Origin of the sequence: Micromonospora sp. NPDC002296, assembly GCF_040296145.1 — a bacterium.
Classification (GTDB): domain Bacteria; phylum Actinomycetota; class Actinomycetes; order Mycobacteriales; family Micromonosporaceae; genus Micromonospora.
On record NZ_JBEOWQ010000015.1, the window covers coordinates 90,643 to 115,484 of the forward strand.

The 24,842-nt window shown below is 73.2% G+C and carries 11 protein-coding genes; 1 reads left to right on the forward strand and 10 read right to left on the reverse strand.

Annotated elements, in window-relative coordinates; genetic code table 11:
* Window positions 1-125: 125 nt before the first annotated feature.
* Window positions 126-656, forward strand: a complete 531-nt coding sequence (locus ABT023_RS14815) for an AAA family ATPase (RefSeq protein ID WP_350885535.1) — start codon at window positions 126-128, stop codon at window positions 654-656.
* A 213-nt stretch (window positions 657-869) separates the two neighbouring features.
* On the opposite strand, the gene ABT023_RS14820 is transcribed toward ABT023_RS14815, so the two are convergent.
* From ABT023_RS14820 to ABT023_RS14865, 10 genes are all read right to left on the reverse strand, one after another.
* Entirely contained in the window at window positions 870-1,829 is a 960-nt protein-coding gene (locus tag ABT023_RS14820; protein WP_350885537.1) for an aldo/keto reductase, read from the reverse strand.
* A 208-nt stretch (window positions 1,830-2,037) separates the two neighbouring features.
* Window positions 2,038-2,772 carry a beta/alpha barrel domain-containing protein gene (locus ABT023_RS14825; RefSeq protein WP_350885539.1) on the reverse strand — a complete coding sequence of 245 codons (735 nt, stop codon included), beginning with the start codon at window positions 2,770-2,772 and terminating at the stop codon, window positions 2,038-2,040.
* Between the two features lie 12 nt (window positions 2,773-2,784).
* The gene (locus ABT023_RS14830) at window positions 2,785-3,723 is read right to left on the reverse strand and encodes an aminotransferase class IV (RefSeq protein ID WP_350885541.1); all 939 of its coding nucleotides are present in this window, start codon (window positions 3,721-3,723) and stop codon (window positions 2,785-2,787) included.
* Window positions 3,720-4,442 (reverse strand): thioesterase II family protein, encoded by a 723-nt coding sequence (locus ABT023_RS14835; protein ID WP_350885543.1) that lies wholly within the window; start codon window positions 4,440-4,442, stop codon window positions 3,720-3,722. The genes ABT023_RS14830 and ABT023_RS14835 overlap by 4 nt, the downstream gene beginning before the upstream one ends.
* Window positions 4,439-5,668, reverse strand: a complete 1,230-nt coding sequence (locus ABT023_RS14840; protein WP_350885545.1) for a MupA/Atu3671 family FMN-dependent luciferase-like monooxygenase — start codon at window positions 5,666-5,668, stop codon at window positions 4,439-4,441. The genes ABT023_RS14835 and ABT023_RS14840 overlap by 4 nt, the downstream gene beginning before the upstream one ends.
* Window positions 5,665-8,814 (reverse strand): type I polyketide synthase, encoded by a 3,150-nt coding sequence (locus tag ABT023_RS14845; protein WP_350885547.1) that lies wholly within the window; start codon window positions 8,812-8,814, stop codon window positions 5,665-5,667. Before ABT023_RS14845 ends, ABT023_RS14840 begins: the two co-directional genes overlap by 4 nt.
* On the reverse strand, window positions 8,795-10,537 hold the full coding sequence (locus ABT023_RS14850; protein ID WP_350885549.1) for a non-ribosomal peptide synthetase: 1,743 nt from the start codon (window positions 10,535-10,537) through the stop codon (window positions 8,795-8,797). The genes ABT023_RS14845 and ABT023_RS14850 overlap by 20 nt, the downstream gene beginning before the upstream one ends.
* The gene (locus ABT023_RS14855) at window positions 10,534-14,151 is read right to left on the reverse strand and encodes an AMP-binding protein (RefSeq protein ID WP_350885551.1); all 3,618 of its coding nucleotides are present in this window, start codon (window positions 14,149-14,151) and stop codon (window positions 10,534-10,536) included. Before ABT023_RS14855 ends, ABT023_RS14850 begins: the two co-directional genes overlap by 4 nt.
* Before the next feature lie 87 nt (window positions 14,152-14,238).
* Window positions 14,239-14,463 (reverse strand): MbtH family protein, encoded by a 225-nt coding sequence (locus tag ABT023_RS14860; protein ID WP_350885553.1) that lies wholly within the window; start codon window positions 14,461-14,463, stop codon window positions 14,239-14,241.
* Window positions 14,460-24,830, reverse strand: a complete 10,371-nt coding sequence (locus ABT023_RS14865; protein ID WP_350885555.1) for a non-ribosomal peptide synthetase — start codon at window positions 24,828-24,830, stop codon at window positions 14,460-14,462. The genes ABT023_RS14860 and ABT023_RS14865 overlap by 4 nt, the downstream gene beginning before the upstream one ends.
* Between the last annotated feature and the right edge of the window lie 12 nt (window positions 24,831-24,842).

The following is a 24,842-nucleotide window of genomic DNA, read 5'->3' on the forward strand; positions in this document are numbered from 1 at the left end:
CGCGGGATTCGAGGAGTCGATCACCGCCGACCGGCTCGCATACGCCCGCGAACTCCTCATCGACCTCACCAACCGCAACGCTCCGTGACACGATCCCGGGCCGCCGGCGGGCGTACGCTGCCGCGATGAGCGCACCATCTCGCATCCTGGTCTACGGGGTGTACGGCGCGGGCAAGTCCACCCTCGCGGCGCGGCTGGCCGAGCGCCTCGGGGTGCCGTGGTACCCGGTCGACGACCTGCTCTGGCAACCCGGCTGGGTCGAGGTGCCGGTCGCGCAGCAGCGCAGCCGGATCGAGGAGATCTGCCGACGGGACCGCTGGATCCTCGACGGGGCGTACCACGGGTGGCGGGATGTGCCGCTGGCTCGCGCCGACCTGGTGGTCGGCCTGGACTACCCGCGTCGGTGCTCCTCGTGGCGGCTGCTGCGCCGTACCGTGCGCCGGCTGGTGACGGGGGAGGAGATCTGCAACGGCAACCGCGAGTCGCTGGGCAGCGTGCTGTCCCGGGACTCGATCCTGGTGTGGCACGTCACCGCGTTCGGCCGGGATCGCCGGCGGATGCGGGCCTGGCAGACGGATCCGTCCGGGCCGCCGGTGTTGCTGTTCCGCTCCCCGGCGGCCCTGGACCGCTGGCTGGCCGATCTGCCCGGCCGATGAAGAACGAAGGCCTGCTCCACACGGCGGGCAAGTTCGGCACGGGGGCATCGGTGTCAGTCCCTCTCTGCCGTTGACTCGGCCAGAAGGAGTTCCGAGCAACGGTGCGACCGCAGGTGGCCAGGATTCCGGCGGCGACGAGTCCGATGCGCAGCCGAGGTACGGCTTCCCCGTCGAGGACGGTACGGGCGAGTGAGCCGAGATGTCCCGTCGGGTTCAGCCGGTGGCGGTGACATCTGTGTGGACCAGGCCGGTGAGCACCTTGTCGACGAGGGCCATGGTCGTCCCGTCGAGGCGTACGCCGCTCCCGCCGACGTTCTCCGTCAGTTGCTCCGGCCCGGAGGCGCCGACGACCGCCGCGCGGACGCCGGGGCGGTTGAGCACCCAGGCGATCGCGAGCTGGGCGGTGGTGAGCCCACGCCGGGCGGCCAGCCTGCCGAGGAGCTCGACCCGGTCCAGCACCGCGTCGTGCATCAGCGCCGACATGGTCTGCCGGCCGAGGTCGGTCGCGCCCCGGCTCTGTGCCGGGGCCGGTCGTCCGGGTCGGTACTTGCCGGTGAGGATGCCCTGGGCCAGCGGCCAGAACGCGACCAGACCGAGTCCGAACCGCTGGCACGTCGGCACGACCTCACCCTCCGGGACGCGCCACACCACGTTGTACTGGGGCTGGTTGCTCACCGGTCGCGGAGCGCCGATCTCCTCGGCGACCCGGCAGGCCTCGCTGATCTGCGCGGCGGTCCACTCGCTGACGCCGTAGTGTCTGATTGCGCCGGCGGCGACGAGTTCGGCGAAGGCCCCGATCGTCTCGGGCAGCGGAACCGAGTCGTCGAACCGGTGGGCGCTGAGCAGGTCCAGATGGTCCACCCCGAGCTGCCGCAGGCTGCGCCGGGCACTGGACAGGATGTGGTCCCGGGACAACCCGCCGCTGCCACCCGGGTACGGGTAGTACACCTTTGTCGAGATCACGTAGTCGTCACGGGGCACGCCACGAAGCGCGCCGCCCAGCGCCTCCTGCGCGCCGTCGTACGAGTCGGCCGTGTCGAAGAGGTTGACACCCAGGTCCAACGCCGCACGCACCAGGGCGTCGACCCGCTGCTGCCGGTCCCGGCCGATGGTCAGCCAGCTACCGAGGCCGACCTCGCTCACCGACAACGTCCCCAGCTCGCGGTACCTCACCTGGCCTCCTCCCCGGACCGGCCGGGCTGTCGCGTTCGCCGCACCGGTCCCCTCGGGGCGCCGGCAGTGGGTGGGGCGGGTCGCCGGCCGGGATCTGCCTCCTGGCACGGAGGTGCCGTGGCGGAGGAGCATCCCCGGGATGATCCTCCGCCACGTCCGTCACCGGCCGGATCTACCGGCCCCCGGTGGACTCAGCCCCCGGTCGGCCTCAGCGGCCGACGAGCTCGGTCGGCGTCTCGACCGAGTCGATCGCCTTGCGGAACTCGCGCAGCGCGGCCACCGGGTCGCCGTCGGCGAAGAGGCACGAGTTCACCAGGATGGAGGAGAAGCCCTGCTCGGCGGCGGCGACGGCGTGCTCGACGGAGCCGACACCACCATCGAGCATGACCGGCACCGTGGCGGTGGCCAACAGCGCCTCGGTCGCCGTCCGCCACTGCGGGTCGATGCCCCGCCGGGCGCCGATCGGGGAGCCCATCACCCGGACCATGGTGCTGCCCAGCTCGACGCAGTCGGCGAAGACCGCCGCGTCCGGGGTGATCAGCGGCCACACCTCGAAACCCTCGGCCACCAGGACAGCCGCGGCCTCCACGACAGCGGCGTTCTGGCTGACGTGGTAGCCCTCGTCGAGCACCTCCAGCTTGATGATCCGAAGTCCGGTCATCTCGACCGCCCGGCGCGTCCGGTCGATGGCCTCGGCCGCCGTGGTGGGGTGGTTGATGTTGAGCACCGGCAGCACCGGGGAGCCCTCACCGAGGGAGTCCCGGACCGAGCCCAGAGTCGCGCTCGAGTAGCCGATCGGCAGGTCGTCGCCCCGTGTGACCTGGTCGATCGAGTGGGTGTTGACCGCCAGATAGCGGCAGCCGCTGGCGTCGAGCATGGCGACGGCCTGGCGGGTGTCCACCCGGTGCTCTGGCCGGGCACCGAAACAGTGGAAAAGTTCCACGAGTGTTCCTCCTCAGATACGGGCAGCTTGGTGGGGTTCGGACGTACGGGTGAGCCAGCCCAGATCACGGAAACGTCGCCCGCGGACGGCGTCACGGAAGGCCTCCGCGACAGCACGGAACACCGGACCACGCGGGTCGGTCCCGTGCCCGTCGATTTCGGTGGCCGGCACGAGCTCAGCGGCCGTGCCGGTCAGGAACACCTCCTGCGCCTGGTACAGGTCGGTCAGCTCGACCGGCCCCTCGGCGACGTCGATGCCGAGCTGTCGGGCCAGCACCAGCACGGTGTCCCGGGTGATGCCCGCCAGCAGGCTGTCGGAGAGCCACGGCGTCAGCAGCCGGCCGCCGCGTACCAGGAAGACGTTCGCGACCGTGGACTCGGCCACCCGGCCGGAGACCGGATCGAGCTGGATCGCGTCGTCGAATCCCCGCGCCGCGGCAGCGGTACGGGCCAGCGCCGACACGGCGTACGTTCCGGTCGCCTTCACCTGCGGGGGGAACGAGGTGGCGGCCGGACGACGCCAGGGTGACACCGTCAACCGGACGCCCGGCGGGAGTGCGCCCGTCCCGGTGTCGGCCGGCGCCATCGAGTAGACCTCGACCGCGAGGACGAACCGGAACCGGCCCAGGTCTACGCCGAGCTGACTGTCGGGCGTGTAGAGAACCGGGCGCAGATACGACTCGTCCGATCCGCCGGTGTCCGCCGCGGCCAGCACCCGCTCGCGCAGCCGGGGAAGGTCGTAGTCGTGCGGGATGCCCAGCTGGTGGGCGGAACCGAGCAGCCGTCGCAGGTGGTCGTCGAGGCGGAAGATCGCCGGGCCCTGCGCCGTCGGATAGCACCGGATCCCCTCGAACACCGCCGTGCCGTGCTGCATGCTGTTGCTGCCGAACGGCAGGCCGTCCGGCCCGGCCGGGTCCCACACCGTCCGCAGCGCGCTGCCCCGGACGCTCATCGCGGCGTCCGCGTTTCGAGATCGGCGGCTTCGACCAACAACTCCAGCAACACGCGGTGGTCCTCCAGTACCGCGCCGTGCCCACCGGGCACCGCCACCGACCGTGACCCGGGCCCGCCGACCTGCTGCCAGGCCGCCAGGTGTTCCGCGCCGACCAGGGGATCCTCGCTGCCGGCCACCGCCAGCACCGGGCAGTCCAGCCGCACCCGGGCCCGCGGATGGCTCTCCACCACCGCACAGTCCGCCCGCCAGATCGGCAGCATCAGGGCCCGCAGCTCGGCCTCGGGCAGCGCCGTCCGGACCATCATCCCGTGCGTGGCCAGGGCCTCGACGAACTCGTCGTCGGGCAGGTGACCGACCCGGGCGTCCGCGTCGATCAGGTGCGGGGGCGGCGAACCGGCGACGACCAGGCCACGGCAGCCGATTCCCTGGTCGGACAGCCGGGCCGCCAGTTCGGTCGCCAGCAGCGCGCCCATGCTGAACCCGAAGAGGACCAGCTCACGGGGATCGCCGCCGGCGTCCAACTCGACCCGCAGCTGCCGCCACAGATCGTCGGCGAGCGACCCGAAGGTGCGGCAGGCGGGCTCGCCGTACCGGCCGTCCCGGCCGGGCAGCGTCGGCACGTGGCAGCCCGCCGCCCGGCGCAGCTCCTGAAGCACCGGCAGGTAGGTTCCCCTGCCCCCGCCCAGGTGCGGGTACACGCTGAACCAGGCGGTCAACGCAGGTCCCCCGCGCGGTCACGTACCTCTTCCTGCAACCGGCCGAGCTGCCGGACGCACTCGAAGACCTGCTCGTCCGGCAGGCCGAAGTCGACCAGACAACCCAGCTCGGTCACCCCGGCCGCGACCAGGCGGTCGACCATCGGCAGGCAGCTCTGCACGCTGCCGAACAGGCCGGACTGCCGCAGGTACCGCTGGAGCCCGTGCTCCAGCAGCAGGGCCCGGTCGGCCTCGGTCACGTCCTCCGGGCGGACCCCGACGTCCTGGGTCGCGGCGAACTTCTCGAACAGGTTCAGGTGCGCCGAGAGGTATCGGCCCAGGGGCTCGCGCACCCGGGGGACGACGTCCTCCGCCCGCTCCGCGAGATGGGTGTGCAGCATGCAGGTGACCTGCCGGTCCGCGCTGACGTGTCCGGCCTCCGCGCGGGCCTTCCGGTACAGCGTCACCTTCTCGGCGATGTCGTCGACGGTCTGTTCCAGCATCGCGGTCAGCACGTGCAGGTCGAGCTCCCCGGCGGTCTGCCAGGTCTGCGGGTTGCTGGAGCTGGTCAGCCAGGTCTCCAGCGGCCGGGCCGGCCGCGGGTAGGTCCGCGTCTCGATCGTCCGACCCTGCGGTCCGGCGCGCAGGCTGCTGCCGCCCTCCCAGAGGGTGCGCAGGACCGCCAGGCGTTCGGTCAGCACCTCCTTGCGGCGCTCGTACGAGTCGGGGTCGAGGACGAAGTCGTCGGCGTGCCAGCCCGACGCGAGCGACAGCGCGACCCGACCCCGGCTGATCGCGTCGAGCACGCCCCACTCCTCGGCCACCAGGAGCGGATCGTGCAGCGGCAGCACCACGCTGCCGGCCCGCAGTCCGATCCGCCGGGTCCGGCTGGCGATCGCCGCCAACAACACCGCCGGAGCGGGGTACGGCGCCCCGAACGGGTTGAAGTGCCGCTCGGGCACCCACACCGCGTGCAGGCCCAACTCGTCGGCGAGTTCGGCGCAGCGCAGCACGAGGTCGTACTTGTCGGCCGGCGCGTCGTCGAGGTCGGCGGAGAAGAAGAACAGGCTGACCGCGAGCGCCGGCCGCCGGCCGGGCGGCGCGGCCGGCTCGGCGGACCGCGCCGGCGTGGACGGCGTCGACGGCGCGGCGCCCCCCGCCTGGCGCTGCCGCAGCAGGCGCTCGACCAACTCCCGACGTTGCGGGGAGAGCCGGTCCAGGTCGATCCCGTCGATCGGCGCGCTCATCGGTCGGCCGCCACGTTCAGCTCGGCCAGCCGGGCCGCGACCTCGTCCTCGGAGAGCGCGTCGACCTCGGCGAGGAGCGCGGCCAACTCGTCGGCCGACCCGTCGGTCGCCGCGTCGGGCTGCCCCGCCTCCGGACGGGCAGCCCCGGCCGTGGCCGGGGCCTGCGGCCCGTCCGGCGGGACGAAGCCGCTGACCTCCAGGTGCGCGGCCAGCCCGGCGACGGTGGGCGACTCGAACAACGCGGTCATCTCCAGGTCGGCCGCGCCGTCGCGGCGGACCTGGGTGACCATCTGCATCGCCAGCAGCGAGTTGCCGTCCAGGTCGAAGAAGCTGTCGTTGAGTCCGACCCGGTCCGTGCCCAGCAGTTGCTTCCACAGGGCGACGAGGTAGCGCTGGGTCCGGGTGAAACCGGCGTCCGCGGCCGGCGCCGCCGGCGCAGCGACCGGTCCGGCCGGCGCAGCGGCCGGCGCCGCCGCCGCGCGGGCCGCCGGGAGCATCGGGTCCAGCCAGTGCCGGGTCCGGGCGAACGGGTAGCTGGGCAGCGACAACCTGACGCGCCGCTCGTCGGAGTAGTAGGCGGCCATGTCGAAGCTGCCGCCCAGCAACCACAGGTCGGTCAGGACGCCGAGCAGATCCTCCGCCTCCCGGGTGTCGTCCACCGTGAGCACCGGCAGGCAGGTCGCCTCCGCAGCGGTGGACCGCACCAGGGCGCTCAGCGCCCGGCCCGGCCCGACCTCCAGGAACGCCGACACCTCGTCCTGGACCAGCGTCCGTACCCCGTCGGCGAAGCGCACCGGCTGGCACATCTGGGCGACCCAGTAGTCGACGCTGGTCGCCTCCCGCGCGGTCAGGTAGTCGCCGGAGACGTTGGAGATGATCGGAATCCGCGGCTCCCGCAACGTGAGCCCGGCGAGGCCGGCCCGCAACCGCTCGGCCGCCGGCTCCACCAGCGCGGAGTGGAACGCGTGGCTGACCCGCAGCCGGGTGGTGGTCACGCCGTCCTGGCGCAGGACCGCGGCGAACTCCTCGACGGCGTCCTCGGTGCCGGCGACCACGACCAGCGACGGCGCGTTCTCCGCCGCGACGCTCAGGTCCCGGCCGTCCAGCAGCTGCCGTACCTCGTCGATCGGCAGGTTGACCGAGAGCATGGCGCCCTCGGCGGTCTCGGCCAGCGCCTGCCCGCGCAGGGCCACCAACGTGACCGCGTCCGGCAGGTCGAGTACCCCGCCGAGCACGGCGGCGACCAGCTCACCGATGCTGTGGCCGAGCATGGCGTGCGGTCGGACCCCCAGGTCGATCAGGGTCTGTCCGAGCGCCCACTCCACCGCGAACAGCGCCGGCTGGGTGACCTGCGTCCAGGCCAGGGCGGCGCGGGTCTCCTCGGTGTCGCCCGCCTCCGGGTTGATCGCCGCCCGCAGGTCCAGACCGGCCCCCCCGAACAGGTCCAGCACCGTCTCCAGGTGCCGGGCGAACAGCGGGTCCCGCCGGGCCAGCGCGGCGCCCATGCCGACCCGCTGCGCGCCCTGCCCCGGGAAGAGGAACACCGGACGGTCGTTGGGGCGACGCCGGCCGGTCTTCTGCCGCCGGCTGCCGGTGGCGGACAGGGCGGAGGCCACGTCGGTCAGGTCCCGGGCCAGGACCACCCGGCGGTGCTCCCACTCCTGCCGGCCGGTGGCCAGCGTGTACGCCACGTCGGCCAGCTCGACGCCCGGGTGCTCGCGGGCCCAGCGACCCAGCTTGCGGCTCATCTCCTCCAGCGCCTCCGGCGTGCGCGCGGAGAGCTGCACCGCGTGCCGACGCCGGCCGGAGCGGGCCCCACCGGGCGACGGGTCCGGCTCGCGCAGCACGACGTGCGCGTTGGTGCCGCCCATGGCCAGCGAGTTGACCGAGGCGAGCAGCGGCCCGTCGGCGTCCAGGTCCACCAGCTCGCTCGGCACCCGGAACGGGCTGCTGTCCAGCTCCAGCTTCGGGTTCGGCCGCCGGAAGTTGACCACGGGAGGCACCCGGCGGTGCCGCAGCGCCAGGACCGCCTTGATGAGCCCGGCGACGCCCGCCGCCGCGTCCAGGTGACCGATGTTGGGCTTGACCGAGCCGAGCCAGCAGTACTGCCGGTCCGGCGTCGACTGCTGGAAGGCCCGGCTGATCGCCGCCACCTCGATCGGATCGCCCAGCGGGGTGCCGGTGCCGTGCGCCTCCACGAACCGGATGTCCCGCGCCGACACCCCGGCCCGGGCCAGCGCCCCGCTGACCGCCCGGTACTGGCCGTCGATGCTGGGTGCGGTGAAACTGGCCTTGGCCCGCCCGTCGTTGTTGATGGCGGAGCCGAGGATCACCCCGTGGATCTGGTCGCCGTCGCGGACCGCGTCGGCGTACCGCTTCAGGACCACGACGCCCGCGCCGTTGCCCGGGATGCTGCCGGCCGCGTCGGCGTCGAAGGCCCGACAGTGGCCGTCCGGGGAGGACGTGCCGCCCGGGTTGGCGAGGTACCCGCCGCGCAGTGGCATCCGTACCGACGAGCCGCCGGCCAGCGCCATGTCGCACTCCCGGCCGACGAGGGCGCGGGCGGCCAGGTGGATGGCGACCAGCGAACTGGAGCACGCGGTCTGCACGCTCAGGCTCGGCCCCCGCAGGTCCAGCCGGTGGGAGACCCGGGTGGCCAGGAAGTCCTTGTCGTTGCCCACCATGGTCTGCAGGTCGCCCACCATGGCCGCGACGTCGTCGCGGTGGCCCATCACGTTGTAGAGCATGTACGTGTTCATCGTGCAGCCCGCGTAGACCCCGATCTCACCGTCGTAGCGGCGCGGGTCGCAGGCGGCGTCCTCAAGGGCGTGGTACGCGGTCTCCAGGAAGATGCGGTGCTGGGGGTCCATGATGGACGCCTCGCGGGCGGAGTACCCGAAGAACGCGGCGTCGAAGGCGTCGGCGTCCTCCAACGCGGCGGTGGCGTCCACGTAGTGGGGGTTGTCCACCAGCTCCGGGCGCACCCCCGCGGCCAGCATCTCCTCGCGGGTGTGCCGGGTGACGCTCTCGACGCCCTCGCACAGGTTCAGCCAGTACGTGTCGACGTCCGGCGCGCCCGGCAGGCGGGCCGCCATGCCGACGATCGCTACCGCGTCGGGGTGTTCGTCAAGGGGCGTCATGGCCATGTTCGGTCCTTCGGGGTCGGGCCAGCGCGGGGGCGGGCGACGTCGGACGGGTGGTGCGCCGCGCGGCGAGGTGCCCGGCGAGGTCCCGCGGGCAGGGGTACTCGAACAGGTAGTGGATCGGGAAGGTCACACCGAGGCTGACCTGGAGCTGGTGGTGCACCCGGGTCACCACCAGCGAGTGCGCGCCCGCGTCGAAGACGTTCGTGTCCGGTGCGACCGTGCTCAGGGCCAGGGCGTCGGCCCAGATGCGGCAGACCGCTGCCTCCACCTCGCGTGCCCCCGCCGACCCGGGCAGCACCTCGGTGTACTCGCGCTGCGCCGCCTGGCGCAGCAACGCCTCGTCGAGTTTGCCGTTCGCCGTCATCGGCAGCTCGTCGAGCGTGACGACCTGCTCGGGCACCATGGCCACCGGCAGCCTCTCGCCGACCAGCCGGAGCAAGTCGGTGGGGTCGACCCGTCGGCCGGTGACGAAGGCGACCAGCCGGCGGGGCTCCTCCAGCACCAGCGCGGCGCAGCCGACGACGCCGGGCACCTCCCGCATGGCGAACTCCACCTCACCGAGTTCGACCCGGAACCCGCGTACCTTGACCTGCCGGTCCGCGCGGCCCACCACGACGAAGCCGTCGTCCGGATCGAGGTAGGCCAGGTCACCGGTGCGGTAGTAGCGCAGGCCGGCTGGGTCGGCGGCGAACCGCTCGGCGGTCGCCTCCGGCCGGTGCAGGTAGCCGTCGGCCACCCCCGGCCCGGCGATGAGGATGTTCCCGAGCGCCCCGACCGGGAGCGGCCGGTCGTCGTCGTCGGCCAGCCAGATGCGGCTCGCCGCCGACGGCAGCCCGACCGGCAGCACCGCAGGCAGTTCCTCGTCCGGCACCTTCGCGGGGATCTCGTAGGCCAGGCAGTTGACCGTGGCCTCGGTCGGGCCGTACCCGTTGACCAGCCGGCAGTCGGTGGCGACCAGCGCGCGCAGGCCGACCACCGTGGACCGCTTCAGCACCTCGCCGCCGAGCAGGACCAGGCGCAGGTCGGGCAGGGGCTCACCCGTGGCGACCAACTGGTCGGCGTACGACGGTGTGGTGAACAGGACGGTGACCCGCTCCCGCCGCAGGAACCGGGCGTACGTCCGCGCGTTGGTGCGGTCACCGGGTGCCGGCACGACGACGCAACCACCGTACGGCAGGGCCGTGAACAGCTCCTGGAGACCGAAGTCGAAGCCGAGGGAGAGGGTCTGCGCCATCCGTACCCACGGCCCCAGCTCCCACGCCCGCCCCTCCCAGGCGATCAGGTGCGACAACTGGCCCTGCCGGATCAGCACCCCCTTGGGGCGGCCGGTGGACCCGCTGGTGTAGACGGTGTACGCCGGGTCGTCGGGACCGGGCCCGCCGGGCGGGACCGGGGCGGCGCCACCGGACGGGGGGCCCGTCGGCGTCTCATCCGGGCCCGTCGCGCCCAGCGCGACGTCGAGCAGCACGATGCTCGGGGCGTGCGGCAGGCCCGCCGTCAGCCGCGCCGCCCGGTCCGCCTGCGCCGCCGAGGTGAGCAGCAACCGGGGCGCGCAGTCGGCCAGCATCTCGCGCAGTCGGGCATCGGGGAACTCGACGGGCAGCGGGAGCACCCCGAACCCCACCGACCAGGCGCCGAACATCCCGACCGTGAAGTCGGCCGGCGACTCCAGCAGCAGGCCGACCTGCCGGCGGGCTGCCTCCTCGGCGTCCCGCGCGGTCACCGCGCACCGCCCGCGGGGTGCTCCTGTGCCATCGCGGTCCGCAACGCCGCGCCGACCCGGTCCGTCCGGGCGACGAAGTCGGCGAAGTCGATGGTCCGGCCGGCCTCCACCAGCGCCGGCGCGTCGGGACGGTCGGTCGCGACCGACCGTATCCGGGCCAGTGGTGGCGGATCGAGCGGGGGCGTGTCGCAGCTGCCGAGGGTTCGGGTGAGTGTCTCGTCGGCGGGGGAGAGGAGCAGCACGTCGTCGACGACCGTCGTGCCGGCGGAGCCCGCCGCCCGCACCATCGCCGCGAACGTGGCCAGGATCGCCTCCGCGGTCCGGGGCAGGAACAGGTCGGTGGCGTAGTCCAGGGTCAGCAGGTAGCCGGTGTCCCGTGGGGTGACCACCAGGTCGAGGTCGTACCGGCAGCTGCGCCGGGGCACCGGGACGCTGTGCAGGACCAGCCCGTCGAGTTCCAGCCGGGCCGCCCGGCCGCTGATCGCGTCGAGCAGGCCCGGCACCTCGGGCAGCGGGTTCTCCTGCACCGTGATGAGCGTCTCGACCAGGGGCAGCCGGCCGGCTGCCCGTTGCGGGCGTACCGCCTCCACCGCCCGTACCAGGGGATACAGGCCGGCGTCGAGGCCGGCGAGGAGCTGCTGGCGGACGTCGGTGACCAGCTCCGCCAATGGCTGCTCCGGCCGCACCTGAACGGCCAGCGGCACGGTGTTGGTACACAGTCCGCCGACCTCGGCCAGCCGGCCGGACGGCCGGCCGACCACCGGTACGCCCACCACCACCGGGTTCGGCGTGCCGTAGCGGTGCAGGCAGGCCGCCCAGAGCGCCGACAGCAGCGCCACCCGGGCAGGTCCCGCGCCCGGGTCGGTGACGGGCACGGCGTGTTCGACCCGGCCCGCCCGCGCGCCGCGGCGGCTGCTCCGCGCCCCGTCGGTGCGTACGTCGAGGGACGCGGCCCGGTTCGGTAGCCGTTCGACGAGCCGGCTGTCCCGCTCGGCGGCAACCGGGGCGGCCAGGTACTGCTCCTGTGCGGTGACGTAGTCGTCGTAGGAGCCGCGCGGCTCGTCCGGCGGCGTGCGTCCGGCGCGCAGTGCGGCGTACCCCCGTCCCAGGTCACGCAGGGCCATGCTCAACGACCAGAGGTCGGTCACCGCGTGGTGCACGACGAGCTGGTAGACCTGCCGCTGCGGTGACTGCCACCGGTGCAGCCGCAGCAACGGCCCCTCGTCCAGCCGGAACGGCACGGTCGCCGCGTACCCGAGCTGCTCCTCGATCTGGTCGTCGCGGACCGGGATCGGCTCCGGCGCCAGCGCCTCGGCCATTCGTTGCGCCGACACCGGCTCACGTCGCCGCAGGTTGCCGTCCGTGACGATGCGGGCCGCCAACTCCGGCTGCCGGCGTACCGCCGCGTGCAGCGCCGCCCGGAACATGTCCACGTCGGTCGACGGGTCCAGCTCCCAGGCGAAGGAGATGTTGTACTCGTCGCTGTCCGGATTGAGCATCTGGAGGAACGCCAGCGACTCCTGGGCCTTCGACAACCGCCCGTGGGCGTGGCCGCCCGCCGCCGGCGCGGTCCGCCCCGGTCCGGTCGCCGGCTGTGCCGTGCCGGCCGGCGGGTCGACCACCCGGGCCGTCACGTCCGCCAGGCTCAGCCCTTCGAGCAGGTCGCGCACCGGCACGTCGACCCCGAACTCCCGGAAGACCAGCTCGGCGACGTGCAGTGCGTTGAGTGAGTCCATTCCGTAGCTGACCAGCGGTTCGGCGTCCAGCGGGATCGGCGTTCCGAGCGCCGTCTCGACCACCTGCCGGACCCTCGGGGGCGACGGTCGCCGGGCGAGGCCGGCCGGCACCGGACCCTCGGTCGCGGCCGGGCCGACCTCGGTGTCGGCCGAGCCGATCCGGGCGTCGCGGGTGCCGTAGTCACCGTCCTGGTAACGGCGCGCCGTCTCACCCCGGCGCAGCTTCCCGCTGGTGGTCCGGGGCACCGTCCCGGACCGGACCCCGACCAGGTCGATCAGGGCGACCCCGAACGCCGCGGTGATCCCGACCGCGAGCCGCCGGCGGTCGTCCGGGCCGAGACCCCGGCCCCGCGCCTCCCCGACGATCACGACACCACGGCCCGCCGGATCGGCGAACGCCACCACGCCGCCGACCCGCAGCGCCGGCACCGACTCGGTGGCCACCCGTTCCAGGTCCTGCGGGTAGAGGTTGCGACCCCGGATCACGATCATGTCCTTGACCCGGCCGGTGACGTGCAGCTCGCCGCCGACGAGGAACCCGAGGTCCCCGGTGCGAAGCCAGGAACCCGGCAGGCCCGCCACGGTGGCGCCGAAGACCGCGCCGGAGGGGTCCGGCCGGCCCCAGTAGCCGGCCGCGACACTCGGGCCACTGACCAGGATCTCGCCCACCTCCCCGTCGGGCACCGGGGCGTCGCCGTCGACCACCGTGACGGCGCAGCCGTACGGCACCCCGCAGGAGACCACCTCGGTGCCGTCGGCGGACGTCCGGGTCCGGGCTCCCGTCCCGGGCGGCACCGCGGTCACCAGCAGGGTCGCCTCGGCCAACCCGTAACAGGGGATGAACGCCTCGCGCCGGAAGCCGGCCGGTGCGAGCAGTTCGGCGAAACGGTCCAGGGTCGCCGCGCGGACGGGTTCCGCGCCGCTGTACGCCTTGCGCCACCCGGACAGGTCGAGGCCGTCGGCGGGCGCGCGTTCGAGCGACCTGATCACCAGGTCGTAGGCGAAGTTCGGCGCGCCGCTGGTGGTGACACCCAGCTCGCCGATGGCCCGCAGCCAGGCGACCGGGCTCCGGACGAAGTCCTTGGGGGCGGCGAGATACGCCGGGATACCGGCGTAGACGGGATGCAGCAGGTTCCCGATCAGCCCCATGTCGTGGTAGGCCGGCAACCAGCTCAGCACGACCGAGGTCTCGTCGTGGTCGAAGGCGTGGGCGATCGACCGCAGGTTCGCGACGAGGCCGCGATGGGTGACGACGACCCCCTTCGGCGCCCCGGTGGAGCCGGAGGTGTACTGCAGGAAGGCCGGCGCGTCCGGATCCACCGGCACCGGCTCGGCCAGCGGCTGCGCGGCGGGCCGCCAGTCGGCGGGGACGCCGAGCACCCGACCGGCCAGCTCGGCCATGGTCTCGTCCGAGGTCCAGACGAGCGTGGCGCCGCTGTCGGCCACGATCCGGCCCACCGTCCGCGCCCCCGTCTCGCTCTCCAACACCGGGTAGACCGGCACCGGCACGCGACCGGTGTAGAGGCACCCGAGGAAGGCGGTGACGAACCCGAGGCCGGGTGGGTGCACCAGCAGCACCCGGTCGCCCGGGGCGGTCGTCGCCTCCAGCCGGGCGCCGATCCGCGCGGCGGCGTCGTCCAGTTCGGCGTAGGTCAGCCGCTCGGTCGGGCGGGCCAGGTCGCTGAGCCAGGTGAAGGCCGGCCGATCCGGCCGGTGCCGGCTGTGCGCCCGCAGCGCGTCGGGAAGGCTGTCGTGTCCGCTGTGCAACGCTGCCCCCGCCCCCATCGCCGACCCGGGTACGACCGCGGAGGCCAGGTCCGTTCCACGCGCACCACCGGCGCCGGACGGCCGGGTCGCGCCGGCGGACAGGTCGAACATGCCGGCACGTTAACGTCCACCGGTTCGCACCGGGTTACGTGCCGCCCGGTGGGTGGGGACCACGCACCGGGCGGCGTGCCGACCGGTCTACTCGGCGGGCGTCCTCGCGTCCATCCACTCGGCCAGGCTGCGGGGGCGCATGTCCGTCCAACTGGTCTCCACGAAGGTCAGGCACTCCTGCCGGTCCGCCGGGCCGTGGACCACCTGCCAGCCGTCCGGCACCGGCATCGCACCGGGCCACAACGAGTACTGGTGCTCGTCGTTACGTACCACCACGTACGTGCCGTTCGGGTCCTCGAACGGATTGCTCATTGCTCCTCCTCGTAGGTGTCCGCCAGGCCCGGGAGGGCGCGGGCGATCATCGGGCCGATCGTCGCCAGTGCCGGCGGCTCCAACAGCCGCCAGTGGTCGGTCGCCACCTCACGGATCTCGATTGCGCCGGTGACGTGGGGCCGCCACGCCGCCGCCTCCGGCCCGGTCACCGGTGTCGTCGCGCGGAACAGCAGCAGGTCGCCGGTGAACCGGGGCGGGGCGTACGTGCGCATCAGGTGGTGGTGGCGGTCGACCAGCCGTTCGATGACCGCCGCGTCCCGTGCGTCGACGCCGTCGAACTGGCGGGTCTCCCGGCGCAGGAGGTCGACCAGTGCCGCCCCACCGGCCGCGTCGTCCGGTCCGGCGCCGCCGTCCGCCCCGGCCCGCGGTGGTGGGTAGCCGTCGATGGCCGCCAGGAGTCCCACCGACTCGCCCGCCGCCTGTAACCGGCAGGCCAGCTGGTGGGCGACCAGGGCACCGAAGGAGAAACCCACCAGGTGGTACGGCCCGTGCGGTTGGCGCTGCCGCAACTGCGTCAGGTGCCGTTCGGCGAGCGCCTCGACGCTCTCCGGCAGTTCGTCGCCGGAGAGCGCCGGTGCCTGTAGCGCGTAGACCGGGTGGGCCTCGCCCAGATGGCGCAGCAGCCCGGCGTACCCCCAGCCGAGTCCGGTGACCGGCGGGAGACAGAACAGGGGGGCGCCGTCGCCGGCCGGACGTAGCGACAACACGGGGTCCAGGCCGGCGGCCGGCGCCCCCCGCGCGATCCGACCCGCCAGGCCGGCGACCGTCGCCCCGTCGAACACGTCGCCCAGACCGAGACGTATGCCCAGGACGTCGTGGACCCGGCTGACCAGCCGGATGGCCAGCATCGAGTGCCCGCCGAGGTCGAAGAAGTTCTCGTCGACACCGACGTCCGGCAGCTCCAGCAACTCGGCGAAGATCCGGCGCAGCGCCTCCTCGGCGGGGGACGCGGCCGTCCGGCCGATCGCGACCCGAGCCCGGGGCGCCGGTAGCGCGTCCCGGTCGAGCTTGCCGTTCGGGGTGAGCGGCAGCCCGTCGAGCGGCACGATCGCCGCCGGCACCATGTACGACGGCACGCGTTCGGCCAGGAACCGGCGCAGGTCCGCCGGGTCGAGCGCCTCACCGGGCCGGGGCACGACGTAGCCGAGCAGGCTCCGCTCGCCCCGGTGCTCCGCCACCACGACCGCCGTCCGCAGCACCGCCGGATGCCGGCCGAGCGCCGCCTCGATCTCGCCGGGCTCGATGCGGAAGCCGCGGATCTTGGTCTGGTCGTCGGCCCGTCCGGCGAACTCCAGCACCCCGTCCGCCTGCCACCGGCCCAGGTCGCCGGTGCGGTACATCCGCTCGCCCGGGTGGAACGGGTCCGGCACGAAGCGCTCCGCGGTCTGCGCCGGTTGGCCGAGGTATCCCCGGGCCAGTCCCACCCCGGCGAGATACACCTCGCCCGTCACGCCGGGCGGCACCGGCACCAGGCGCCGGTCGAGGACGTACACCCGGGTGTCGTCCAGGGGGCGGCCGATCGGCACGGTGGCCGGCACCGGCTGCCCGGGACGCAGGCCGTGGTGGGTGACCACGAAGGTGGCCTCGGTCGGACCGTACAGGTTGGTGATGGTGGCCTGCGGTGCGTGCTCGCGCACCGCGCGGACGGCCCCCGTGGAGGCCACGTCACCGCCGGTCCAGATCTCGCGCAGGCCGGTGAACGCGTCCGGCCGCTCGTCGGCGAGCAGCGTGAACAGGCCGGCGGAGAGATCGGCGGCGGTGACCGCCGGATCGGTCAGGGCCCGGTGCAGCGTGTCGACGTCCAACGGGCCGGCCGGCGCGACCACCACGGTGGCGCCGTTGAGCAGCGGCACCCAGGTCTCGTGCACCGACAGGTCGAAGGCGTGCGGCGAGTGCATCAGCATCCCGTCGCCGGGACCGCACCGCCAGCACGGGTCGGCGGCCAGGTCCAGGACGTTGCGGTGGGAGACGGCGACGCCCTTCGGCGCCCCGGTCGACCCGGACGTGTACATCACGTAGGCGAGGGAGTCGGGGTGCTGCGCCACCGCCGGGGCCAGGTCGTCGCCGGGCTCACCGGGGGTGTCGTCGTCCACCACCAGCACCGGCACGTCGCAGCGCAGCCCGACCGACCGGCTGGCCCGGTCGACCAGGACCACGGCCGCCGCCGACCCCCGGACCACCACCTCCATCCGGGACACCGGCTGCCCGGTGTGCAACGGCACGTAGGCGCCGCCGGCCTTCAGCACGGCCAGGCTGCTGACCAGCACCTGCGGCGAGCGTTGGTGCAGGACGGCGACGGGCGTCTCCAGGGTCACCCCGGCCCGGCGCAGCCGGTGCGCCAGTCGGTTCGCGCGCCGATCCAACTCGGCGTAGCTCAGCGTCGCGCCGGCCGCCCGGACCGCGACCGCGTCCGGGGCCCGTTCCACCTGGTCACCCAGGCGCCGGTGGATGGTGTCGGGCCCGGCCGGTGCGGCCCGCGCGGGGCCGGCCCAGTCGACCAGGATCCGGTGCCGTTCGGCCGGTTCGAGGATGTCGAGGTGACTGACCGGGACGTCCGGCGCGTCGGTCGCGGCCCGCAGCACCCGGACCAACCGTCGGACGAGCGCCTGCACCGTGCCCCGGTCGAACAGTTCCGTGCTGTACTCGACCAGCCCGTCGATGCGTTGCGGCCCGCCGTCCGCGCCGGAGCGCACGGTCAGGTTGAGGGCGAGGTCCAGCCGGGCGGTGGCGGTGCTGACCGGCAGTGACTCCGCCCACAGGTCGGCGAAGCGCAGCCGGTCCTCGGTGCTGTACAACAGCCCCAGCAGGACCTGGAACAGCGGCTGCCGGGCGGCGGCCCGGGCCGGGTTGAGCCGCTCGACCAGCAGCTCGAAGGGGACGTCGTCGTTGGCGTACGCCGCCTGGTCCCAGTCCCGGACCCGGGCCAGGAGCTGCCGGAACGTCGGGTCGCCGGAGACGTCGGTGCGCAGCACCAGGGTGTTGACCAGGAAACCGACCAGGTCGTCCAGGGCCGGCTCGTCGCGCCCGGCGACCGGGCAGCCGATCGGGATGTCCGCGCCGGCCCCGCTGCGGTGCAGCAGGGTCGCCACCGCCGCCTGCAACACCATGTAGAGCGTGCTGCGGGTGTCCCTGGCCAGCTCGCCCGCCGCCCGGCACAGCTCGGCGTCGATCTCGACGGGCACCACGTCACCACGGTGGCGGGGCCGCTGCGGGCGGGGCCGATCGGTGGGCAGCGTCAGTTCCTCCGGCAGGTCCCGCAGCGCCTCGCGCCAGAAGGCCAACTGGCGGGCGGCCCGGCTGTCGGGGTCCGCGGCGCTGCCGAGCATCTGCCGCTGCCAGAGCGTGTAGTCCGCGTACTGCACCGGCAACGGCGCCGCCACCGGTGCCGTACCGGCGACCCGGGCCGCGTACGCGTCGGCCAGGTCCCGCAGCAGGCAGGGAACCGACCAGCCGTCGGCGGCGATGTGGTGCACGAGCAGGAGCAACACCCGGTCGTCCGGCCCGGCCTCGAACAGGGTCACCGCGACGGGCGGCTCGGTCGCCAGGTCGAAGACCCGGTGGGCGGCGTGGTCGACCGCCGCGCGTAGCCCGGCCGGGTCCACCCGAACGACGTGGAGGCGGATCGCCGCCGCCGACGGGTCCAGCACGAGCTGGCTCGGCTCCTCCCCGACGAGGCGGTACACCGTGCGCAGGACCTCGTGGCGGCCCAGCATGTCGTTGCACGCGGCCTCGATAGCCACCGGGTCGGGCGCTGCGGAGAACCGCAGTGCGATGGGCAGGTTGTAGGTGGGGCTGCCGCCTTCGAGCCGGTCGAGGAACCACAGCCGGCGCTGCGCGAAGGACATCGGCAGCACGGCCGGCCGGGCCGAGACCCGCAGGGCGGGGCGCGCGGCCGTGCCTACGGGCTGCCGGCGGGCCAGCGCCGCCGGGGTGCGCGCCTCGAAGACGTCACGGACGGTCAGCTCGACGCCGGCGTGTTGGCGCAGCCCGCCCAGCAGGCGGATCACCAGCAGCGAGTGGCCGCCCAGGTCGAAGAAGTCGTCGTCGACGCCGACCCGGTCGACGCCCAGGACCTCGGCGAACAGGCCACAGACCAGGGCCTCGTGGGGGGACCGGGGCGCCCGGACGGTGGTGTCGGTCGCGGCGGCCGGTGCCGGCAGCGCGCGTTGGTCCAGCTTGCCGCTGGGGGTCAGCGGCATCCGGTCCAGCATCATGATGACGCCGGGCACCATGTAGGTGGGCAACCGCAGGCCGAGCTGCTGGCGGAGCCGGTCCGGACTCAGCTCGTGGCCGGGCACCGGCACGACGTACGCGACCAGGTGGGCGGCGCCGGCGCTGTCCGTCCGCGCGAGCACGACGAGTTCGTCGACGTCCGGGTCCTCGCGCAGCAGCGCCTCGATCTCGCCGAGTTCGATCCGCAGGCCCCGGATCTTGACCTGGTTGTCGGCGCGGCCGAGGAATTCGAGTTGTCCGTCGGGTAGGTAGCGGGCGAGGTCTCCGGTGCGGTACATGCGTGCGCCGGGGGTGGTGGAGAACGGGTCGGGGAGGAATCGCCGGGCGGTGAGGGTGGGTTGGTTGAGGTAGCCGCGGCTGAGGCCGGTGCCGGCGAGGTGGAGCTCGCCGGGGATGCCGGTGGGGGTGGGGTTGCCGTGGGGATCGAGGACGTAGGCGCGGGTGCCGGGTAGTGGTCGGCCGATGGGTGGTCGGGCGGTGTGGGGGTTGATGCGGGCGGCGGTGGAGTAGGTGGTGTCTTCGGAGGGGCCGTAGAGGTTGTGGACGTCGCGGATGTGGGCGTGGTGGTAGAGGTCGGTGACGAGGTCTGAGGGGAGCGGTTCGCCGGCGAGGTTGACGGTGTGGACGGTGTCGGGTAGCGGGTGGTTGCGGAGAAGTTCGCGCAGCAGGCTGGGCACGGTGTTGATGAGGGTGACGGGGTGGCCGGTGGTGGGGAGGTCGAACAGGGTGTCGACCAGGACGATGGTGCCGCCGCAGGCCAGGGGGGTGAACAGTTCGAAGACGGATAGGTCGAAGCAGATGGAGGTGGAGGCGAGGACGCCGGCGAGTTCGTGGGGTTGGTACCGGGTGGTGGCCCAGTTGATGAGGGTGGTGGCGTTGCGGTGCTCGACGGCGACGCCCTTGGGCCGGCCGGTGGAGCCGGAGGTGTAGAGCACGTACGCCAGGGCGTCGGGCCGGACCGGCAGGTCGAGGGGGGTGCCGGGTTGGGAGTCGATGTCGGCGGCGTGCTCGTCGAGGTGGATGAGAGTGCCGGGGTAATCGGCGAACCGGTCCCGCTGGCCGCTTTCGGTGACCACGATCGGCGCGGCGGCATCGGCGAGCATGAACCGGATCCGGTCGGCCGGGTAGGCGGGATCCAACGGTAGATAGCAGCCCCCCGCCTTGAGGACGGCCAGAAGGGCGACCGGCAGGGCCGGGCCTCGGGTCAGGCAGACCCCGACCGGCGCCTGCGGTGCCAGGCCGGCGGCACGCAGCAGGTGAGCCAACCGGTTCGCGGCCTGGTCCACCTGCCGGTAGGTCATCGACTCGCCCCGGTTCACCAGGGCGGTCCGGTGCGGGGTGCGTTCGGCTTGCCGCTCGACGAGTTGGTGCAGGCCGGACACGGTCGGCGGGGCCAGGGCCGGGGTGCCGGTCAGCAGCCGGGCCCGCTCGTCGGCGTCGAGCAGCGGGATCGCGCTGGCGGACGTTCTCGGATCGGTGGCGAGGGTGGTCAGGATCCGGTTGAGGTGGCGCAGCATCCGTTGCGCGGTGTCGGGGGTGAACAGGTCGGTGGCGTAGCCGAGGGCGGCGAGGATCCGCCCGTCGGGCTGCTCCAGCATGCTCAGGCTCAGGTCGAACTTCGCGGTGCTGTCGGTGACGTCGACGGGCTGGGTGGTGACGTCGCCGAAGGCGGGGTTGTCGCTGGTGGGTTCGTAGGAGAAGAAGGTCTGGAACAGGGGGTTGCGGCTGAGGTCGCGCTCGGGGCGTAGGCGGTCGACGACGAGGTCGAGGGGTACGTCCTGGTGGGCGTAGGCGGCGAGGCAGGTCTGGCGGATGCGGCCCAGCAGTTCGGTGAAGGGTGGGTTCTGGCTGAGATCGGCGCGCAGGACGATGGTGTTGACGAACAGGCCGATGAGGTTCTGGCTCTGTGGGTGGGCGCGGCCGGAGACGGGCGTGCCGATGGTGATGTCGTCCTGGCCGCTGTAGATGCTCAGGAGCGTCGCGTAGCCGGCGAGGAACACCATGAACGGTGTCGCGCCGTGGGCGCGGGCGATCTCCCGCAGTCTGGTGGCGGTGTCGGCGGGGACGTCGGTGGTGACGGTGTCACCGCGGAAGCTCTGCCGCGCCGGTCGGGGGTGATCCGTCGGCAGCTCCAGCAGTTCCGGGGCACCGGCCAGGTGTTCCTGCCAGAACGCCAGCCCACCTGTGAGGCGGTCGTCGTGGAGGATGTCGTGTTGCCAGGCGGCGTGGTCGACGTACTGGATCGGCAGCTCCGCGGGTCGGGCCGGCACGCCGCCGACTGCCTCCCGGTAGAAGCCGGACAGCTCGGTGAACAGGATGCCGAGGGACCAGCCGTCGGAGACGATGTGGTGCATGTTGAGCAGCACCGCGTGATCGTCGTCGGCAAGGACCAATACCGCGCAGCGCAACAGCGGCCCGTCCAGGTCGAACGGTCGGGCGACCTGTTCCCGCGCCCACACCGACACCGCGTTCCCGCGGGAGACCGCCGGCAGTTCGGACAGCCGGGTCACCTCGATGGTGGGCAGCTCACCAGAGACGAGCTGCGCCGGTTCCCCGCCGAGGTCGACGAACCGGGACCGCAACGCGTGATGCCGTTGGCAGACCCGGTCCAGCGCGGTCTGCAACGCCGGCAGGTCCAACCGGCCGGGGATCCGGTACGCCGCCGGCAGGCTGTAGGCCACGCCCACCGAGTCGAGCTGTTCCAGGAACCACAGTCGCCGCTGCGCGTACGACAGGCGCAGTTGTCGTGACGCGGTCGCGTCCGCGTCGACCCGGGCCAGGAACGCCTCCCGCTGCGCCTCCGACAACCGCGCGAACCGCTCGAACGAGCCGTCCGTCGCCCGTCCGTCGCCCGGCGTCTCCGCGAGCAGGTCGTCGAGGATCCGGTCGATTCGTCCGGTGCCGCCGGTGGCCATGGGTGCCGTCGCCGTGTGTTGTCCTCGGCGTATGTGTTGGGCGAGTCCGGTGATGGTGGGGTCGGTGAGGAATGCGGCGAGGGGGATGTCGGTGCCGGTGCGGTGGCGTACCGCCCAGACCAGTCGGGTGGCCAGGAGGGAGTGGCCGCCGAGTGCGAAGAAGTTGTCGTGTACGCCGATCCGGTCGATGCCGAGGATCTTGTGGAAGTCGTCGGCCAGGTCGCGTTCGACGTCGTCGCGGGCCGCGACGAACTCCTCGGCGCTGTCTCGTACGCCGGTCTCGGGTGGTGGGAGGCGGCGTAGGTCGACCTTGCCGTTGACGGTCAGCGGGAACTGTTCGACCGGTACGAACACCGACGGCACCATGTACTCGGGCAGGGACCGCCGTAACCGTTCCCGCAACCCGGCCGGGTCCACCGCCGTGTCGTCGGTCTGGATGTAGGCGACCAGCCGCCGGTCCTGCGGAGCCACCTCCACCACCCGGGCCAGCACGGCCCGCACCCCGTCGCAGGCCGCCACCGCGACCTCGACCTCACCCAACTCCACCCGAAAACCCCGGATCTTCACCTGGTTGTCGGCCCGACCCAGGTATTCGAGCTGCCCGTCGGGGAGAGAGCGGGCCAGGTCACCGGTGCGGTACATGCGCGCACCGGGGGCGTCGGCGAAGGGGTCGGGGAGGAAACGTAGGGCCGTGAGGGCGGGTCGGTTGTGGTAGCCGCGGCCGAGGCCGGTGCCGGCGAGGTAGAGCTCGCCGCGGATACCGGTGGGGGTGGGGTTGCCATGGCGGTCCAGGACGTAGGCGCGGGTGCCGGGCAGGGGACGCCCGATGGGTGGGCGGGGGTCGTCGGGGTTGATCCGGCCGGCGGTGGAGTAGGTGGTGTCCTCCGACGGACCGTAGAGGTTGTGCACGTCGCGGACGCCGGGGTGGGCGTAGACCTGGGCGACGAGGTCGGCGGGCAGGGGCTCCCCGGCGAGGTTGACCGTGCGCACGGTGTCGGGCAGCGAGTGGGCGCGTAGCAGTTCCCGCAGCAGGCTGGGCACGGTGTTGACCAGCGTCACCGGGTGCCCGGTGACGGCCGGCAGGTCGAACAGGGTGTCGACGAGCACGACGGTGCCACCGCCGCTGAGCGGGGCGAACAACTCGAACACCGACAGGTCGAAACAGATCGAGGTCGAGGCCAGCACCCCGGTCAGTTCCTCGGCCCGGTACCGGTCGGTCGCCCAGTCGACCAGGGCGATGGCGCTGCGGTGCTCGACCGCGACGCCCTTCGGCAGTCCCGTCGACCCGGACGTGTAGAGGACGTACGCCAGCGCGCCCGGTGGGACGGGCAGGTCGAGGGGGACGGCTGGCCGGGCGTCGATGTGGGCGGCGTGTTCGTCGAGGTGGACGACGGTGCCGGGGTGGTCGGCGAACCGGTCGCGCTGGCCGGTCTCGGTGACCACGATCGGCGCGGCCGAGTCGGTCAGCATCAGCCGTAGCCGGTCGGGGGGGTAGGCGGGGTCGAGGGGCAGGTAGGCGCCGCCGGCCTTGAGGACGGCCAGCACGGCGACCGGCAGGGCCGGGCCCCGGGTCAGACAGATCCCCACCGGCGTCTGCGCCGCCAGGCCCAGGGCCCGCAGGTGGTGGGCGAGCCGGTTCGCGGCCTGGTCCAACTCTCGATACGTCATCGACGTTCCCCGGTGCACCAGCGCCGTGCCCTCCGGCGTCCGGGCCGCCTGCCGCTCCACGAGCTGATGCAGACCGGAGACCGGGCAAGGGGGAAGCGCGGGGGTGCCGGTCAGCAGCCGGGCCCGCTCCTCCGCGTCGAGCAGCGGGATCACGCTCGCGGACGCCTTCGGATCGGCGGCCACGGCGGTGAGGATCCGGGTGAGGTGGCGCAGCATCCGTTCGGCGGTGCCCGGCGTGAACAGGTCGGTGGCGTAGCCGAGTGCGGCGAGGATCCGCCCGTCGGGCTGCTCCACCATGCTCAGGCTCAGATCGAACTTCGCCGTGGTGTCCGTGACGTCGACCGGGCGGACGGGTACGCCCCCGAAGTCGGGGGTGCCGCTGGCGGGTTCGTAGGAGAAGAAGGTCTGGAACAGGGGGTTGCGGCTCAGGTCCCGGTCCGGGCGCAGCCGCTCCACCACCAGGTCGAACGGCACCTCCTGATGCGAGTACGCCGCCACACAGGCCCGCCGCACCCGATCCAGCAACTCGACGAACGGTGGATCCTGACCCAGATCGGCCCGCAGAACGATCGTGTTGACGAACAAACCGATCAGATCCTGGCTCTGCGGATGACCGCGACCCGACACGGGCGTACCGATGACGATGTCGTCCTGACCGCTGTGGACACCCAGCAGCATCGCGTACCCGGCGAGGAACACCATGAACGGCGTCGCCCCGTGGGCCCGGGCCAGCTCCCGCAGCCTGCCCGCCGTCTCCACCGGGATGAACTGCTCCGCGATGTCGCCCCGATAGCTCTGCCGGGCCGGCCGGGGGTGGTCGGTGGGCAGGTCCAGCAGTTCCGGGGCACCGGCCAACTGCCCCTCCCAGAAGGCCAGTTCGGCCTCCAGGCGGTCGTCGCGGAGGGTGTCGCGCTGCCAGGCGGCGTAGTCGACGTACTGGATCGGCAGTTCCGCCGGCCGCGCCGGCTCACCGCCGACGGCCTCCCGGTAGAACATCGACAGCTCGTCGAACAACACCCCCAACGACCAGCCGTCGGAGACGATGTGGTGCATGTTCACCACCACCGCATGATCATCCTCGGCCAGCACCGCCACCGCGCACCGCGCCAACGGACCACCCAGATCGAACGGCCGAGCGATCTGCTCCCGCACCCACCCCGACACCGCCGCATCCCGATCCCCCACCGCCAACCGGGTCACCTCGATGCGAGGAAGTTCCCCCGACACAAGCTGCGCCGGCTCCCCACCCAGATCCACGAACCGCGCCCGCAACGCCTCATGCCGCCGACAAACCCGATCCACCGCCACCTGCAACGCCGGCACATCCAACCGACCCGCAACCCGAAACGCCGCCGGCAAGCTGTAGACGACCCCCACCGAATCCAACTGCTCCAAGAACCACAACCGGCGCTGCGCATACGACAAACCCACCTGCCGCGCCGCCACCGCATCCGCACCCACCCGGGCCAGGAACACCTCCCGCTGCGCCGCCGACAACCGCGCGAACCGCTCGAACATCCCGTCTGCCACGTGTGTGTCTCC